The sequence below is a fragment of the Sphingomonas benefaciens genome (assembly GCF_052907485.1).
Genome location: NZ_JBREIC010000003.1, coordinates 134,089 through 149,579, shown reverse-complemented (window position 1 = coordinate 149,579; position 15,491 = coordinate 134,089). Strand labels below are relative to the sequence as shown.

Below are 15,491 nucleotides of genomic sequence, written 5' to 3'. Positions count from 1 at the left end.
GATGCCGGAACGAGTCCGGCATGACGGTTGAAAGGTGAAGAGATGACGACACGGCGCACGTTCCTTGGCGGCATGGCCGTGACCGGCATAGCCGCGGGAACAGCGGCTCAAGCCGCCGCGCCGCGCGCGACGATCGTCTCCACCTGGGATTTTGGGGCCGCCGCGAACGCCGCCGGTTACGCGAAGATGCGTGCCGGCGGTTCGCTGCTCGACGTGGTCGAGGCGGCGGCGATGGTGCCGGAGGCGGATCCGGAGAACCATTCGGTCGGCTACGGCGGCTACCCGGACCGCGACGGCCACGTCACCCTCGACGCGGTGATCATGGACGATGCCGGCGGCGTCGGCGCGGTCGCCGCGCTCGAAGATACGGTCCACGCCATCTCCGTCGCCCGTCGCGTCATGGACAAGACGCCGCACACGCTGCTGGTCGGCGAGGGCGCGACCCGCTTCGCGCGCGATCAGGGTTTTCCGAAGGTCGATCTGCTCACCCCGCCCGCCGAACAGGCGTGGCGCGAATGGCTGAAGACCTCGCAGTACAAGCCTGAGGCCAATGTCGAGAACAAGCGTGGGCCACATGCCGGCCCGCGCGGCGGCGCGCTCGACCACGATACCATCGGCCTGCTCGCCTGCGACGCCTCGGGCCGGATGGCGGGCGCCTGCACCACCTCGGGCATGGCGTTCAAGATGCGCGGGCGCGTCGGCGACTCACCGCAGGTCGGTGCTGGCCTCTACGTCGAGCGCGGCGTCGGCGGCGCTACCTCGACCGGCCTCGGCGAAGAGGTGACGCGCGTCTCGGGCAGCGCCCGCGTCGTCGCCTCCCTGCGCGCCGGTCTGTCGCCGCAGCGCGCATGCGAAGAGGTCGTCCGCCACATCGCGCAATTGCGCGGCGACGCGATCAAGGGCGTGCAGGTCGGCTTCCTGGCGCTGTCGCCGAAGGGCGAGGTCGGCGCCTTCTGCCTGCTGCCCGGCTTCACCTATGCGGTGACCGATGCCTCGGGTGCGACGGTGGTGTTGAAGGCGCCGTCGCTGTTCGCGGCGTAGCGACTGGTGGGAGCGGATCGCGCCGGCCCGCGCCGGCGCGTCCTCCCGGTGCTTCGGCATCATCGCGCGATGGCAGAGCCGCCTGCAACTGTCTCCTCGCCATTCCCGCGAACGCGCGACTTCAGAGACGCGGACGCTGGCGCTCGACACGCCGGCCTGCGCGTCTGGATCCCCGCCTTCGCGGGGATGACAGTGGGGGTGGAAGCCACGCCCGCCCCCGACGCCTTTGTCTAACGTGGGCCGCCCCGCCTCACGCAGCCTGAAGTCTATACCGAAGGGCCCCGGCCTGCGCCGGAGGCCTCCGCCGCTTAGCCCGCCTGTTCGGCGAGGACGGTCAACCCCTTGGCGTTGACCTCGGCGAAGCCGCCCTGGATCGGCACCAGCTCCGGCTGGCCGCCGGCGGTGCGGTAGATCGACAGCGCACCGTCGCGGATCGTCGACATGAAGGGCGCATGCCCCTCCAGCACGCCGAAATCGCCCTCGGTGCCGGGGACCACGACCATGTGGACCTCCTCGGAGCGGATCAGCTTTTCGGGCGTGACGAGTTCGAAGTGCAGCATTCTATCGAAGGGTCCTGAGCGCGATGCCCGTGATACAGGCGATAATGTACATGGCGGCGAAGCATTGGGCGATCGCCCAATTACCGCGCGCGCGCAACGGATCGATCACAGCTTCAACACGGCGATCAGAACGCCTGCCGTGGCAACGATGACGCCCATCAGCCAGGTCAGCAACTGCGTCTTCGCACTTTCCAGCCGCGCGCTGAGCCGTTCTTCCATGAGCTGGATGTCGGATTTAGTGGCGACCCCGTCCGTCACCGCCCGACCGATCGCGGCGGCGATCGCCTCCGCCTGGGCGGCGGGAAGTTCGGTGGCCTTCAGGTCCCGGGCAATCGAGAGCGTGTCGACGTTCACGGTACCAACCTATCCGAACTTCCCGTCCGAGTCGATTACGCCTCCTTGGCCAGCTTCTCGGCCTTGGCGACGGCTTCGTCGATGCCGCCGACCATGTAGAAGGCCGCTTCCGGCAGATGGTCGTATTCGCCCTCGACCACCGCCTTGAAGCTGCGGATCGTGTCCTCGATCTGCACGAACTTGCCGGGGATGCCGGTGAACACCTCGGCGACGTGGAACGGCTGCGACAGGAAGCGCTGGATCTTGCGCGCACGGGTCACGGTCAGCTTATCCTCCTCGGACAGCTCGTCCATGCCCAGGATCGCGATGATGTCCTGCAGCGACTTGTAGCGCTGGAGCAGCGACTGGACGGCGCGCGCCGTCTCGTAATGCTCCTGGCCGACGACGCGCGGCTCGAGCACGCGGCTGGTCGAATCGAGCGGATCGACCGCCGGATAGATGCCGAGTTCCGAGATCGCGCGGTTGAGCACGGTCGTCGCGTCCAAGTGGGCGAACGAGGTCGCCGGCGCCGGGTCGGTGAGATCGTCCGCGGGCACGTAGACGGCCTGCACCGAGGTGATCGACCCCTTGTTGGTCGAGGTGATCCGCTCCTGCAGCGCGCCCATGTCGGTCGACAGCGTCGGCTGATAGCCCACCGCCGACGGGATGCGGCCGAGCAGCGCCGACACTTCTGCGCCCGCCTGGGTGAAGCGGAAGATGTTGTCGACGAAGAACAGCACGTCCTGGCCTTCCTGGTCGCGGAAATATTCCGCGATGGTCAGGCCCGACAGCGCGACGCGGGCGCGGGCGCCCGGCGGCTCGTTCATCTGGCCATAGACCAGCGCGACCTTGGAGCCCTCGCTGATCGCATTGCCCTCGGCATCCTTGGCGATGACGCCCGCGTCGAGGAATTCGTGATACAGGTCGTTGCCCTCGCGGGTGCGCTCGCCGACGCCGGCGAACACGCTGGTGCCGCCATGGCCCTTGGCGATGTTGTTGATCAGCTCCTGGATCAGCACGGTCTTGCCGACGCCGGCGCCGCCGAACAGGCCGATCTTGCCGCCCTTGGCGTAGGGCGCGAGCAGGTCGATGACCTTGATGCCGGTGACCAGGATCGCGCTCTCGGTCGACTGTTCGATGAACTCGGGCGCCTTGGCGTGGATCGGCGCGCGCAGGTCGGTGGTCACCGGGCCGCGCTCGTCGATCGGCTCGCCGACGACGTTCATGATGCGGCCCAGCGTCGCCGGGCCGACCGGCACGGAGATCTGCGCGCCGGTGTCGGTGACGTTCTGGCCGCGGGTCAGGCCCTCGGTCGAATCCATCGCGATCGTGCGGACGGTGTTCTCGCCCAGATGCTGCGCGACCTCGAGCACCAGCTTGGTGCCGTTGTTGTTCGTCTCCAGTGCGGACAGGATCGCCGGCAGCTGGTCGGGGAAGTGCACGTCGACGACCGCGCCGATGACCTGGGCGATCGTGCCGGTGTTGTTGGTGCTGCCCGTGCTCTGCGTCGGGCGGATGTCGTCTGCGGCGGTTGCCATGGCGGTTCTTCCTGCTTCGAATGCGTTAGAGCGCTTCGGCGCCCGAGATGATTTCAACCAGTTCCGTCGTGATCGCGGCCTGGCGGGTACGGTTGTACTGGATCGACAGGCGATTGATCATGTCGCCCGCATTGCGCGTGGCATTGTCCATCGCGTTCATGCGACTGCCTTGTTCCGACGCGGCATTTTCCTGCAGCGCGCGGAAGATCTGCACCGCGACGTTGCGCGGCAGCAGGTCGGCGAGGATGTCCTCCTCGCTCGGCTCATACTCGACCACGGCGTCGGCACCCGCCTTGGGCGCAGCGTTGACGGGCAACGGCACCGGGATCAGCTGGCGGCCGGTCGGTTCCTGCACCAGCGCCGAGACGAACTTGGCGAAGAACAGGTGCGCGACGTCATATTCGCCCTTCAGGAAGCGCGCGATCAGATCGTCGGCGACGATCCGCGCATCCTCGAACGACACCGTCTTGACGTGCGACATGTCGTGATCGGCGAGGATCGCATCGGCGTAGAAGCGGCGCAGCACCCGGCCCTTCTTGCCGAGGATGTAGAATTTGACCGTCTTGCCCTGGGCGATCAGCTCCTCCGCCTTGCGCCGGGCGGCGCGGACGATGTTGCTGTTGAACGCGCCGGCGAGGCCGCGTTCGCTGGTCGCGACGACCAGGACATGGACCTGGTCCTTGCCGGTGCCGGCGAGCAACGGCGACGCGCCGACGCCGCCGACACGGGCAGCGAGGCTCGCCATCACCGCTTCCAGCCGCTCGGCATAGGGGCGGCCGTTCTGCGCCGCCTCCTGCGCCCGGCGCAGCTTCGCGGCGGCGACCATCTTCATCGCCTTGGTGATCTTCTGCGTCGACTTCACCGAGCCGATGCGAAGCTTGAGGGCCTTGAGGCTTGCCATTCTAGTTCGTCACCATTCCCTCAACCGTCATGCCGGACTTGTTCCGGCATCCACCCGACCACTGGCGCCATCAGCGATTGTGGATCGGTGGACCCCGGAACCAGTCCGGGGTGACGGCGTGTGTGTGTCACCCGCTATGCGCAGACCTTACGCGAACGTCTTCGCGAACTGGTCGAGCGCGGCCTTCAGCCCCGCCTTCGCCTCGTCGCCCAGATCGCGGGTCTCGCGGATCTTGGTCAGTACGTCGGCGTGGTTGGCGCGCAGGTCGGCGAGCATCGCCGCCTCGTAGCGCACCACGTCCTGCACCGCGACGCCGTCCAGATAGCCGTTGGTGCCGGCGAAGATCGACGCGGTCTGTTCCTCGAACGGCATCGGGTTGAACTGCGCCTGCTTGAGCAGCTCGGTCAGACGCGCGCCGCGGTTGAGCAGACGCTGCGTCGACGCATCGAGGTCGGAACCGAACTGCGCGAACGCCGCCATCTCGCGATACTGGGCGAGTTCGAGCTTGATCGAGCCCGACACCTTCTTCATCGCCTTGGTCTGCGCGGCCGAACCGACGCGGCTGACCGACAGGCCGACGTTGATCGCCGGGCGGATGCCGGCGAAGAACAGATCGGTCTCCAGGAAGATCTGGCCGTCGGTGATCGAAATGACGTTGGTCGGGATATAGGCCGACACGTCGCCCGCCTGCGTCTCGATGATCGGCAGCGCGGTCAGCGAGCCGCCGCCGTTCGCGTCCGACATCTTCGCCGCACGCTCGAGCAGGCGGCTGTGCAGGTAGAAGACGTCGCCCGGATAGGCCTCGCGGCCCGGCGGGCGGCGCAGCAGCAGCGACATCTGGCGATAGGCGACCGCCTGCTTCGACAGATCGTCGAACACGATCAGCGCATGCATGCCGTTGTCGCGGAAATACTCACCCATCGCGGTGCCGGTGTACGGCGCGAGGAACTGCAGCGGCGCGGGGTCCGACGCGGTGGCGGCGACGACGATCGAATAGTCCATCGCGCCATTCTCTTCCAGCGTGCGGACCAGCTGGGCGACGGTCGAGCGCTTCTGGCCGACCGCGACATAGACGCAGTAGAGCTTCTTCGACTCGTCCGTGCCGGCGTTGACCGTCTTCTGGTTGATGAAGGTGTCGATCGCGACCGCCGACTTGCCGGTCTGACGATCGCCGATGATCAGCTCGCGCTGGCCGCGGCCGACGGGCACCAGCGCGTCGATCGCCTTCAGGCCGGTCTGCATCGGCTCGGACACGCCCTGGCGCGGGATGATGCCGGGCGCCTTGACCTCGACGCGGCTGCGCTGGTCGCTGTCGATCGGGCCCTTGCCGTCGATCGGGTTGCCGAGGCCATCGACAACGCGGCCGAGCAGGCCCTTGCCGACGGGGACGTCGACGATCGTGCCGGTGCGCTTGACGGTGTCGCCCTCGCGGATCTCGGCGTCCGAGCCGAAGATCACGACGCCGACGTTGTCGGCTTCGAGGTTGAGCGCCATGCCCTGCACGCCATTGGCGAATTCGACCATCTCGCCGGCCTGGACGTTGTCGAGGCCGTAGATGCGTGCGATGCCGTCACCGACGCTGAGCACCTGGCCGGTCTCGCTGACCTGGGCCTCGGTGCCGAAATTGGCGATCTGGTCCTTGATGACCTTCGAGATTTCTGCGGCGCGGATATCCATGACGTCAGCCTTTCATCGCGCTGGCGAGCGCATTCAAACGGGTACGGATCGACGAATCGATCATCTGGGAACCGATGCGGACGACGAGCCCGCCGAGCAGCGCGGGATCGACCGACAGGTCGACCGCGACCTCACGGCCGACGCGGGTGCGCAGCTGCTGCTTCAGCTCGCCGACCTGATCCTCGGTCAGCGGATGCGCGCTGGTCACCTCCGCCGCCACTTCGCCGCGGTGGCGCGCGGCCAGCTGGCGGAAGGCGCGGATGATCTGGGGCAGCGCGCCCAGACGGCGGTTCTCGGCGAGCACGCCGAGGAAATTCTTGGTCACGCCATCGACGCCCAACTGGTCGCCGGCGGCGAGCACCGCCTTCACCGCGGCGCCGCGCGCGACCACCGGGCTGGCGATCAGCGCCTTGAACTCGGCCGACTGGTCGATCGCGTCGCGGACCCGCGACAGGCTGTTCTCCACCGCATCGATGGACTTCGCGTCGCGCGCCAGCTCGAACAGCGCGAGCGCATAGCGTCCGCCTAAGCTTGCTTGAATACCGCCGGATGTCTCCACGCGATCGAGGCCCCTCGTAACTGGTGGTCGAAACTGCTGTTGGCCCATGGGGAAGTGGGCGCGAAAGCTCGCACCTGCTATGGGTTGCGGGCGGCTAGCATGGGGGTCGCGATGATGCAAGCGATGCAGGATAACGCCGGCTGAACAGGGCCGCCACGGACCGTTCAGCTAGTTCGCGCCAGCATCATCGCAAAGGGAGACACCGGATGCGCGAGCCAGACCGCCAATCGTCATGCCAGACCCTCGAGCGCGAGGCGGTGGCGCAGCCGGCGGGCACGCCTTTGCCCCGGCACGATCCCACCGGCGCGACCAAATCCGGTGCCCTCCCCGTCGCCGCCGCGGTGATCGCCGCCCTCTTCCCCGTCTCCGCCTCGGCGGAGGTGCTGCGCGTCGAGGGCGTGTTCGCCGCCACCGCGCGCGAGGCGAGCCTGCTGCCCACGCTCGGCGTCGGTGCCATCGGCGGTCCGGAGGGGGCAGCGCTCGGCGACGCGATCGAGCGGCGGCTGGCGACCCTCGGCCGCGACGGCGTCCGCCACGCGCGCATCGTCCCCGCCGCGTTGCGCCCCGATGGCCTGCTCGTCGGCGACGTCGGCACGCGTGTTGACCATGAGGATTACAGCGAGACGCGCGAACGCTGCACCGAGAAGAAGGACGGCAAGTGCACCGCCCGCCAGCGTTATCGCGTCGCCTGCGTCCGCCGCACCATCGCGCTGCGCGCCGACCTGCGCGTGCTGCGCTGGAACGACCGCCGCGTTCTGTTCGCCGCCCCCAAGACGCGCGACGACACCAGCAGCTGGTGCGAGGATTCGGGGGTGGAGACCAGCGTCGACGCGGCGATCGGCTCGATGATCGAATCAATCGCGCAGGACGTGCGCCTCGACCTCGCACCGCATCGCGAAAGCTACAAGATCCGCGTCAACGAAAGCCGCGACGGCCTGCCCCGCGCGGCCGCCGACCGTTTCAAACAGGCGGTGCGGCTGACCAAGCACGATCCGCAGGCGGCCTGCCGCGCCTTCGCCGAGGTCGACACCATGGTCCCCGACCACGGTCCGACGATGTTCAACCTGGCGCTCTGCGCCGAGGCGGCAGGCCTCTATCCCGAAGCGCTCGACCGCTACACCCGCGCCCGCCTGTTCGCGCCCAAAGCGGGCGGCGACGTCAGCCGCGGCCTCGCCCGAGTCGGCGCGCTCGCCGCCGGCGACGAGGACGTGCGCCACATGGCGGCGCTGTAGCGCCCTCGTTCCGCCCCCTTCCCCGCGAGCGAGCGGGCAGAAAAAGTTCGAGCGCAACTGCCGGGATGGGCGTCGGGCAGCGCTGCGCTATATCATGCCGCATGACCGAGCCCATCGATCCCGACGCTGCCTGGGCCGCTTTTCTGGCCCGCGATCGCCGTGCCGACGGCCGCTTCGTCGTCGCGGTGCACAGCACCGGCATCTATTGCCGCGCCAGCTGCCCGGCGCGGCGGCCGGCGCGTGACCGGGTCAGCATCTTCGCCGATCCGGCCGGGGCGCGCGCCGCCGGCTATCGCGCCTGTCGCCGCTGCACGCCAGACAGCGTCGCACGCGACACCGCGGCCGTGGCCGAGGCCGCGCGCCGCATCGAGGAAAGCGCCGACGCCATCCCGCTCGCCGACCTGGCCGCCGGGGTCGGTTATGCTCCGCATCATTTCCAGCGTCTCTTCACCCGCGCCACCGGCGTCAGCCCGGCCGCCTACGCCCGTGCCCTGCGCGCCGCGCGCGCCGCCGACCATCTGCAACGGGAGCCCAGCGTGACCCATGCCCTGTATGAGGCCGGCTATGCCGCGCCGAGCCGCTTCTATGCCGATGCCGCACCGCGGCTGGGCATGACGCCATCCGCCTGGGCGCGCGGCGGCGCCGGGGTGACCATCCGCTGGACGGTCGCCGCCACCAGCCTCGGCCCGCTGTTGATCGCCGCGACCGACACGGGCCTGTGCCGCATCGCCTTCGACGAGGATGCCGCGACCTTGGCGACGCGTTTCCCGCAGGCGACGATCGCCCCTGCCGACGCGCGCCTCGCCGCGCTCGCGGCCGCGGTGGTGGCTGAGGTCGAGGGCGCGCCGGGCGATCCCGCCCTGCCGCTCGACGTGCGCGGCACCGCCTTCCAGGAGGCGGTGTGGCAGGCGCTGCGCACGATACCGGCCGGCGAGACGCGCTCCTATGCGCAACTCGCCGCCGCCGCGGGCCGACCGGAGGCGAGCCGCGCCGCCGGCTCCGCCTGCGGCACCAATCCGCTCGCCGTCATCGTCCCCTGCCACCGCGTCACCCGCGCCGACGGTTCACCCGGCGGCTATGCCTGGGGCACCGACCGCAAGCGCGCGCTGCTCGACCGCGAGCGGGGCTGAGCGGCAGCCTGCACCCCGCACCGGCACCCGTGCCCTCAACCACCCTTGCGGCAGCTGTACACCAGTTTCTCGTTGGGCAGCGGCGGCAGCGCCGCGCGGATCGCCGCATCCGCCTGCGACAGGGCCTCGATCTTGGCCGGATCGGTGGTGCAGCTTTTCGGCGCGCTGTCGCCGCGCAGCGACCGTACCGACTGCATCGCCCCCGCCCCCAGCAGGTAGCGGGTGTTGCTGTAGGTCCGCGTCGCGGGATCGAAATGCGCCACCGACACCGTCTGCTCGCCCTCCGGCACCAGCACCCGCTGCCATTGGTCGCCGGCGCTGAGATATTGCGTCCTGCCGTTGACGCAGCCGCTGCGTCCCCAGTTCAGCGTCACGTCCTCGGTCGACGACACGGTGACGCGGCTGCGCTCCGGCACGAAGCGACAGGTCAGCTTGCCGAGCGCCGCATTCGCGCCGGATGCCACCACCGGCACCGCCGCCGCGGTCGCGGGCAGCGTCACCTCGGCGGATGGGCGCAGCAAGAACACCGCGACCGCCGCGGCCATGACGACACCGCCGGCGTTCGCGCTGCGCTGCGCCCCGCGCCGCTGCTCGCGCAGCAGCAGGAAGCCGCCGCCGCCGATCCCCATCGCGCCCAGCACCAGCATCAATCCGGCCAGCGCCATCACATTCTCGCGCCGGGTCAGCGCCGCGGTGCGCGCCTCGGCCAGCGCCTCCTCGCGGGACATCGCCGCCTGCGCCGCCGTGTCGCGGGCGCTGGTCACCGCATCGGCGCGTGCGCGCGCCTCCGCCTCGCTGTCCTGGCGCAGCCGCTCCTCGATCGAGGTGCAGGGCGTACCGACCTGCTGGAACGGCTGCTTCGCCTCGCGCAGGAAGGCGGCGAGTTCGGTGTCGGCGATGGCGAAGCCGAACGAGCTGTCGCCCTCCTCGCCGCGCGTGATCGCCGAATTGATGCCGATCACCCGGCCGCAGCGGTCGAGCAGCGGCCCGCCCGAATTGCCGCGCGCGATATTGGCGGTGTGGAGCAGCACCTCGACCCCGGTCAGGCTGCGCCGGCCCGAGGCGACTCCTTCCGACCGGACCGGCGAGGTCGGCCGGATATAGTCCGCCGCCGATCGCGCGGTGGCGAGATCGACGTTGCCGGGATAACCCAGCGCGATCACCGGATCGCCCTCGTTGACCGGTCCCGTGTACAGCGACGCCGGAGGCAGCTTGGTCCCGGCGAATTCGATCATCGCCAGGTCGCGCTGCGCGTCATAGGCGACCACCCGCCCCTGGAAGCTTTTATCGCCCTCGCTCGGTACCACGCCGACGACGACATTGTCGGGATAGCGTTCGGCGAGTTCGGTGACGTGCGCATTGGTGACGATGCGGTTGGGCGCGATCGCGACGCCGCTGCCGTGACCGAAGCCGACGACCTGGCCGTCGACCACCGCGATCGTTACGACCCGCACCACGCCGCGGGCGGTGGCGCCGATATCGTCGGCCGCCGCCGGCGCCGCACCCAGCGCGGCAACGATCACGACGGCGAGCAGGCGGAGGAAGCGCATGACGGCCGCCGTGTCGGCGAACCTGCGACCCGAATCAAGGGGCGTGAGCGATCTCCCGGCCCGGACCAGCGGTCGGATCGCCTCCCGCAGCGGTCAGCGGACATCGGAGATCGGGCGTCCGACGCGGCGAACCGGCCCGCCGGAGGAGCGGGCGACGCACACGAGCGTCAGTAGCCGTTCAGAACTCATGTACACCAAGACGGCCCGCCACCGGGAGCAGTTCGCGTTGGCGACCTTTTCGCCGCGTCCATCCGGATGGTTAACTCTTCGCCAACCATCCCGCGCCATGGTCGTCGCGCATGGATCGCCTCTTCGCCCGCCCGCCCGTCGTGGCCGTGCTGCTGCTCATTGTGGCGGTAACGATGCGCCTGCCGCTGCTCGGCGATCCGATCGCGGGGGTGGACGAGCAATTCTACCTGCTGGTCGGCGATCGCATCTGGTCGGGCGCCTGGCCCTATGTCGACATCTGGGACCGCAAGCCGCCCGGCCTGTTCCTGCTCTATGCCGCGATCCGCGCGCTGCCCGGCGACGGCATCCTCGCCTATCAGCTCGTCGCGACGCTGGCGCTCGCGCTGACCGGCCTCGTCGTCACGCGGATCGCGCGGCGTGGGGCGAACGACGCCGCGGCGCTCGCCGCCGGCCTCGCCACCATCGTCTTCTCGACGCTGCTCGGCGTCGGCCTCGGCGAAGCGCCCGTCTTCTATGACCTGCTGACCGCGCTCGCCGCCTGGCTGATCCTGCGCATGCCCGTGCCGCACGCGTTGCCCGCGGCCGTCGCGATGCTGCTCTGCGGTCTGGCGATCAGCATCAAGACCACGGCCGTGTTCGAAGGCGCCGCCTTCGGCCTGATCCTTGCCGCCCGCCAGTATCGCGCCAGCGGCCTCGGCGCCCGGCTGATCCGACGCGTCACCCTGTGGATGGCGCTCGGCCTGCTGCCGATGGCGGCGGCGGCGACGCTCTATGCCGCGACCGGCCGCTTCGGCGCCTTCCGCTTCGCGATGGTCGATTCGGTGCTGCGCCGCAGCGGCGGGCTGACCGCCGATACCGGCGTGCAGTTGATCGCGACGCTGCTGCTACTGCTGCCGCTGGCGATCCCCGCCGTCATCGGCCTGCGCCGCCACGACATGGCGCGCGCCAACCAAGCCGACGATCGCGCGCTGCTCGCCGCCTGGGTGGCGGCGACCGCGATCGGCTTCGTCGCGATCGGCTATTTCGCCTTTCACTATGCGATGCCGCTGATCCCCCCGCTCGCCATCCTGGCGGCGCGCGCCCTGCGCCAGCGGGTTGCCACCGCCGGCGCCGCCCTGCTCGCACTCGCCGCCGCGGCCGGCCTGTTGCTGCCGTCGCCCCGCACGGGCGATCGCCGCGCGCTGGCCGCGCTCGCCGCGGCGCTGCCGCCGCAGGTGCGTGACCAATGCCTGCTGGTGCTCGAGGGGCCGGCGATCCTCTATCACGTCAGCCACGCCTGCCTTGCGTCGCCCTTCGCCTTTCCCGGCCATTTCGCCGCGGCGGACGAGGCCGAGGCGCTGCCGCAGCCGCGCCCCGCGATCCTTGCCGCCGCGCTTGCCCGCCGCCCCGCCGCGGTCGTCGACTTGGCGCTGGGCCGCGATCTCGCCGGCGCCGGCTATGTCGCCACCGCCGCCCGTCCGATCCGCCTCTATGGCGGCCGGCGGGTGGTGCTAACCGTCTGGTGGCGGCGTGATTTGGTTAGGAAAATGTCAAGCCTTGCCGGCTACCCCGGCCGGTGAACATGGGGATTTGGTAAATGAGCGCGTTCGGGCGTCGCAACGGAATGGGCAGCGGACAGCCGGTACGGCCGGCCTTCGGTGTCGCCAAGCCGATGCAGGGCGGCGGTACTGCCCGCCCCGACGGCGAGGCGCCGCTGCCCGGCAGCCAATTCCCCCCGCTGGAGGCGATGGCACCGCTCGGCGGACCCGATCCGCTTGCCGGTGACGGCCACGGTCCAGGCACGATGCCGGGCATCGCGATGGATGCGATGGCGCGGCTGACCGAGCGCCAGAATGCCAGCGGCGACGCCGGCAACAGCCGCTCCGAAGGCTTCGAGGCCTCGGTCCACAAGATCAAGGAACAGGTGCTGCCGCGCCTGCTCGAACGCGTCGATCCGGAAGCCGCCGCGACGCTCGGCAAGGACGAACTGGCCGAGGAATTCCGCCCGATCATCGGCGAGGTGCTCGCCGAGCTCAAGCTGACGCTCAACCGGCGCGAACAGTTCGCGCTGGAAAAGGTGCTGGTCGACGAACTGCTCGGCCTCGGCCCGCTTGAGGAACTGCTCGCCGATCCGGCGATCAGCGACATCATGGTCAACGGTCCCGAACAGACCTATGTCGAACGCAAGGGCCGGCTCGAACTCGCGCAGATCCAGTTCCGCGACGAGGAGCATCTGTTCCAGATCGCGCAGCGCATCTGCAACTCGGTCGGCCGCCGCGTCGACCAGACCACCCCGCTCGCCGACGCCCGCCTGAAGGACGGCAGCCGCGTCAACGTCATCGTGCCGCCGCTCAGCCTGCGCGGCACCGCCATCTCGATCCGTAAATTCTCTGCCAAGCCGATCACGCTCGACATGATGGCCGGCGGCGGCTCGATGAGCCCGAAGATGGCGACCGCGCTCAAGATCGCCGGCGCCAGCCGCTTCAACGTCGTCATCTCAGGCGGTACCGGTTCGGGCAAGACGACGATGCTCAACGCCCTGTCGAAGATGATCGACCCGGGCGAGCGCGTGCTGACCATCGAGGACGCGGCCGAACTCCGCCTGCAGCAGCCGCACTGGCTGCCGCTCGAGACGCGGCCTGCGAACCTCGAGGGTCAGGGCGAGATCAGCATCCGCGACCTCGTCAAGAACGCGCTGCGTATGCGCCCGGATCGCATCATTCTCGGCGAAATCCGCGGCGCCGAATGTTTCGACATGCTCGCCGCCATGAACACCGGCCACGACGGCTCGATGTGTACGCTCCACTCCAACAGCCCGCGCGAGGCGCTGGCGCGTATGGAGAACATGGTGATGATGTCGGACATCAAGGTGCCCAAGGAGGCGATCAGCCGCCAGATCGCCGATTCCGTCGACCTGATCATCCAGGTCAAGCGCCTGCGCGACGGCAGCCGCCGCGTCACCAACGTCACCGAGGTGATCGGCATGGAAGGCCCGGTGATCGTGACGCAGGAATTGTTCAAGTTCGAATATCTGGACGAGAGCGCCGACGGCAAGATCATCGGCGAATATCGCTCCATGGGCCTGCGCCCTTATACGCTCGACAAGGCGAAGCAGTTCGGCTTCGACAGCGCCTTCCTCGAAGCCTGCCTGTAAGCGCGGCCGTGTCCGTGACGTCTGTCTCCCCCGCCCCGCGCGGGGGCCCGGTGGCGGATGACCTCCACGCGGCGGCGATCGGTCCCGCCTGGCGCGCGCGCCCCGCCGTCGTCCTCGCCGCCATCCTCGGCTTCGCCCTCCTCCTGCGGCTGGTCGCGATGGCGACGCCGTCGATCATCCATCCCGACGAGATTTTCCAATATCTCGAACCGGCGCACCGCTGGCTGTTCGGCTACGGCATCGTGCCGTGGGAGGCGCATTACGGCATCCGCAACTGGCTGCTGCCGATCCTCATCACCGGACCGATGGCGCTCGGCCATGCGCTGGCGCCGGCGACCAACCTCTACATCGTCCTGCCGAAACTGTTCGCGGTGCTGGTTTCGCTCACCCTTCCCGCCACCGCCTGGGTCCTCGGGCGGCGGCTGTCGCCGGCGCATGGCGCCTTGGCAGCGCTGGTCACCGCGAGCTGGGCGGAATTCGTGATCTTCGCCCCGCACACCCTGTCCGAACAATTCGCGCTTGCCGCGATGCTGCCCACTGCGGCCGTGCTGCTCGCCGCGCCCGCGCAGAACCGCCGCGCGCTCGCGGCGGCCGGGGCGCTGCTGATGCTCGCCGGGCTGTTCCGCTTCCAATATGCGCCGGCACTGGCGACGCTGGCATTGGCCACGATCGGGCGGCGGCCGGATCGCTGGCCGCCGCTGATCGCCGGCGCGCTGGCGATGGCCGTGCTCGGCGCGCTGGTCGACCTCGCCACCGGCCTGTCGCCGTTCGGCTGGTTCGTCGAGAACATCCGGCAAAATTTGCTACAGAACCGCGCCAGCTATTACGGCACGCTCGGTCCGCTCGGCTATGTGACCTGGTTCGAGCATATGTGGCGCTGGTGGCTGATCCCGATCGCGCCGCTCGTCTGGATCGGCGGCAAACGCTATCCCGCGCTGCTCGCCACCGCGATCGTCCACCTCGTCTTCCACAGCCTGATCGCGCACAAGGAATATCGCTTCGTCGAACTGTCGGCAGTGCTGTTCATCCTGCTTGCCGCGATCGGCAGCGTCGACGTCGCCGACCGGCTCGCGCGGCGTCGGCCGAACTGGCCGCCCCGCCTGATCCTCGGCACGGTCGCCGCGCTCTGGCTGGTCGCCTCGGCCAGCACCCTGTCCGGGCGCGAACTGCACGGCATGCGGGTCGAAGGCAGCGACACGCTGGCCCTGACCAGCCGGTTGCGCGCCGACCCCGACCTGTGCGGTGTCGCGCTGTTCGCCAACGACCTGGTCGAATGGGGCGGCTATGTCGAACTGCACCGTCCGGTACCCGTGACCTCCTATCTGCCCGGCGACCCGATGCTGCACGGCCGCACGCCCAGCCAGGCGCTCGCCGCCGACGCCGGCCGCATCAACCGGATCATTGGCAATCCCGACGGGATCGGCATCCCCGCCGGTTTCACCCGCACCGCCTGCGCCGCCCCGGCCGGGGGGCAGAAGCCGACGATGTGCCTTTACGCCCGTCCCGGCCAGTGCCGCGGCGGCAACGCCACGCCGTTCGCGTTGCAATCCGTGTTCAATCGCACCGACCAGTTGATCCGCGATGCCGCCCGCGCCGATGCGCTGCGCGCATCCCGCCTATCGAAGGGGGCGCCGGCACGATAAGGGCG

13 protein-coding genes are annotated in these 15,491 nt (G+C 69.7%); 6 read left to right on the top strand and 7 right to left on the bottom strand.

Features of this window, described 5'->3' with window-relative positions:
• Positions 1-42: 42 nt before the first annotated feature.
• Complete coding sequence (locus ACU5AX_RS11830; protein ID WP_446691078.1) at positions 43-1,041, top strand: glycosylasparaginase; 999 nt, start codon at positions 43-45, stop codon at positions 1,039-1,041.
• A 308-nt stretch (positions 1,042-1,349) separates the two neighbouring features.
• On the opposite strand, the gene ACU5AX_RS11825 is transcribed toward ACU5AX_RS11830, so the two are convergent.
• The 6 genes from ACU5AX_RS11825 to ACU5AX_RS11800 all read right to left on the bottom strand — a co-directional run bounded on the left by ACU5AX_RS11825 (position 1,350) and on the right by ACU5AX_RS11800 (position 6,609).
• Complete coding sequence (locus ACU5AX_RS11825; RefSeq protein WP_198355081.1) at positions 1,350-1,601, bottom strand: ATP synthase F1 subunit epsilon; 252 nt, start codon at positions 1,599-1,601, stop codon at positions 1,350-1,352.
• Between the two features lie 105 nt (positions 1,602-1,706).
• Positions 1,707-1,955, bottom strand: coding sequence for a hypothetical protein (locus tag ACU5AX_RS11820; protein WP_446691077.1), 249 nt, complete (start codon positions 1,953-1,955; stop codon positions 1,707-1,709).
• Positions 1,956-1,990: 35 nt separating this feature from the next.
• Complete coding sequence (gene atpD, locus ACU5AX_RS11815; protein ID WP_198355080.1) at positions 1,991-3,472, bottom strand: F0F1 ATP synthase subunit beta; 1,482 nt, start codon at positions 3,470-3,472, stop codon at positions 1,991-1,993.
• A gap of 25 nt (positions 3,473-3,497) precedes the next feature.
• Positions 3,498-4,373 carry a F0F1 ATP synthase subunit gamma gene (locus ACU5AX_RS11810; RefSeq protein WP_198355079.1) on the bottom strand — a complete coding sequence of 292 codons (876 nt, stop codon included), beginning with the start codon at positions 4,371-4,373 and terminating at the stop codon, positions 3,498-3,500.
• A 147-nt stretch (positions 4,374-4,520) separates the two neighbouring features.
• Positions 4,521-6,050 carry a F0F1 ATP synthase subunit alpha gene (gene atpA, locus ACU5AX_RS11805; RefSeq protein ID WP_198355078.1) on the bottom strand — a complete coding sequence of 510 codons (1,530 nt, stop codon included), beginning with the start codon at positions 6,048-6,050 and terminating at the stop codon, positions 4,521-4,523.
• Positions 6,051-6,054: 4 nt separating this feature from the next.
• Entirely contained in the window at positions 6,055-6,609 is a 555-nt protein-coding gene (locus tag ACU5AX_RS11800) for a F0F1 ATP synthase subunit delta (RefSeq protein WP_332838029.1), read from the bottom strand.
• Between the two features lie 206 nt (positions 6,610-6,815).
• On the opposite strand from ACU5AX_RS11800, the gene ACU5AX_RS11795 reads away from it, so the two are divergent.
• Both ACU5AX_RS11795 and ACU5AX_RS11790 read left to right on the top strand, forming a co-directional pair.
• A complete protein-coding gene (locus ACU5AX_RS11795; RefSeq protein ID WP_446691076.1) occupies positions 6,816-7,841 on the top strand; it encodes a hypothetical protein in 1,026 nt (341 codons plus the stop codon).
• A 101-nt stretch (positions 7,842-7,942) separates the two neighbouring features.
• Entirely contained in the window at positions 7,943-8,971 is a 1,029-nt protein-coding gene (locus tag ACU5AX_RS11790; RefSeq protein ID WP_446691075.1) for a bifunctional transcriptional activator/DNA repair enzyme AdaA, read from the top strand.
• 35 nt (positions 8,972-9,006) lie between these two features.
• On the opposite strand, the gene ACU5AX_RS11785 is transcribed toward ACU5AX_RS11790, so the two are convergent.
• Positions 9,007-10,521: a S1C family serine protease gene (locus ACU5AX_RS11785; RefSeq protein ID WP_446691074.1), complete on the bottom strand. Its 1,515-nt coding sequence runs from the start codon at positions 10,519-10,521 to the stop codon at positions 9,007-9,009.
• 299 nt (positions 10,522-10,820) lie between these two features.
• On the opposite strand from ACU5AX_RS11785, the gene ACU5AX_RS11780 reads away from it, so the two are divergent.
• From ACU5AX_RS11780 to ACU5AX_RS11770, 3 genes are read left to right on the top strand one after another with little or no spacing between them, the layout of a single operon-like run.
• Positions 10,821-12,269 (top strand): hypothetical protein, encoded by a 1,449-nt coding sequence (locus ACU5AX_RS11780; RefSeq protein WP_446691073.1) that lies wholly within the window; start codon positions 10,821-10,823, stop codon positions 12,267-12,269.
• A 17-nt stretch (positions 12,270-12,286) separates the two neighbouring features.
• The gene (locus tag ACU5AX_RS11775) at positions 12,287-13,843 is read left to right on the top strand and encodes a TadA family conjugal transfer-associated ATPase (protein WP_446691072.1); all 1,557 of its coding nucleotides are present in this window, start codon (positions 12,287-12,289) and stop codon (positions 13,841-13,843) included.
• Positions 13,844-13,893: 50 nt separating this feature from the next.
• A complete protein-coding gene (locus ACU5AX_RS11770; RefSeq protein ID WP_446691071.1) occupies positions 13,894-15,486 on the top strand; it encodes a glycosyltransferase family protein in 1,593 nt (530 codons plus the stop codon).
• The last annotated feature ends 5 nt before the right edge of the window (positions 15,487-15,491 follow it).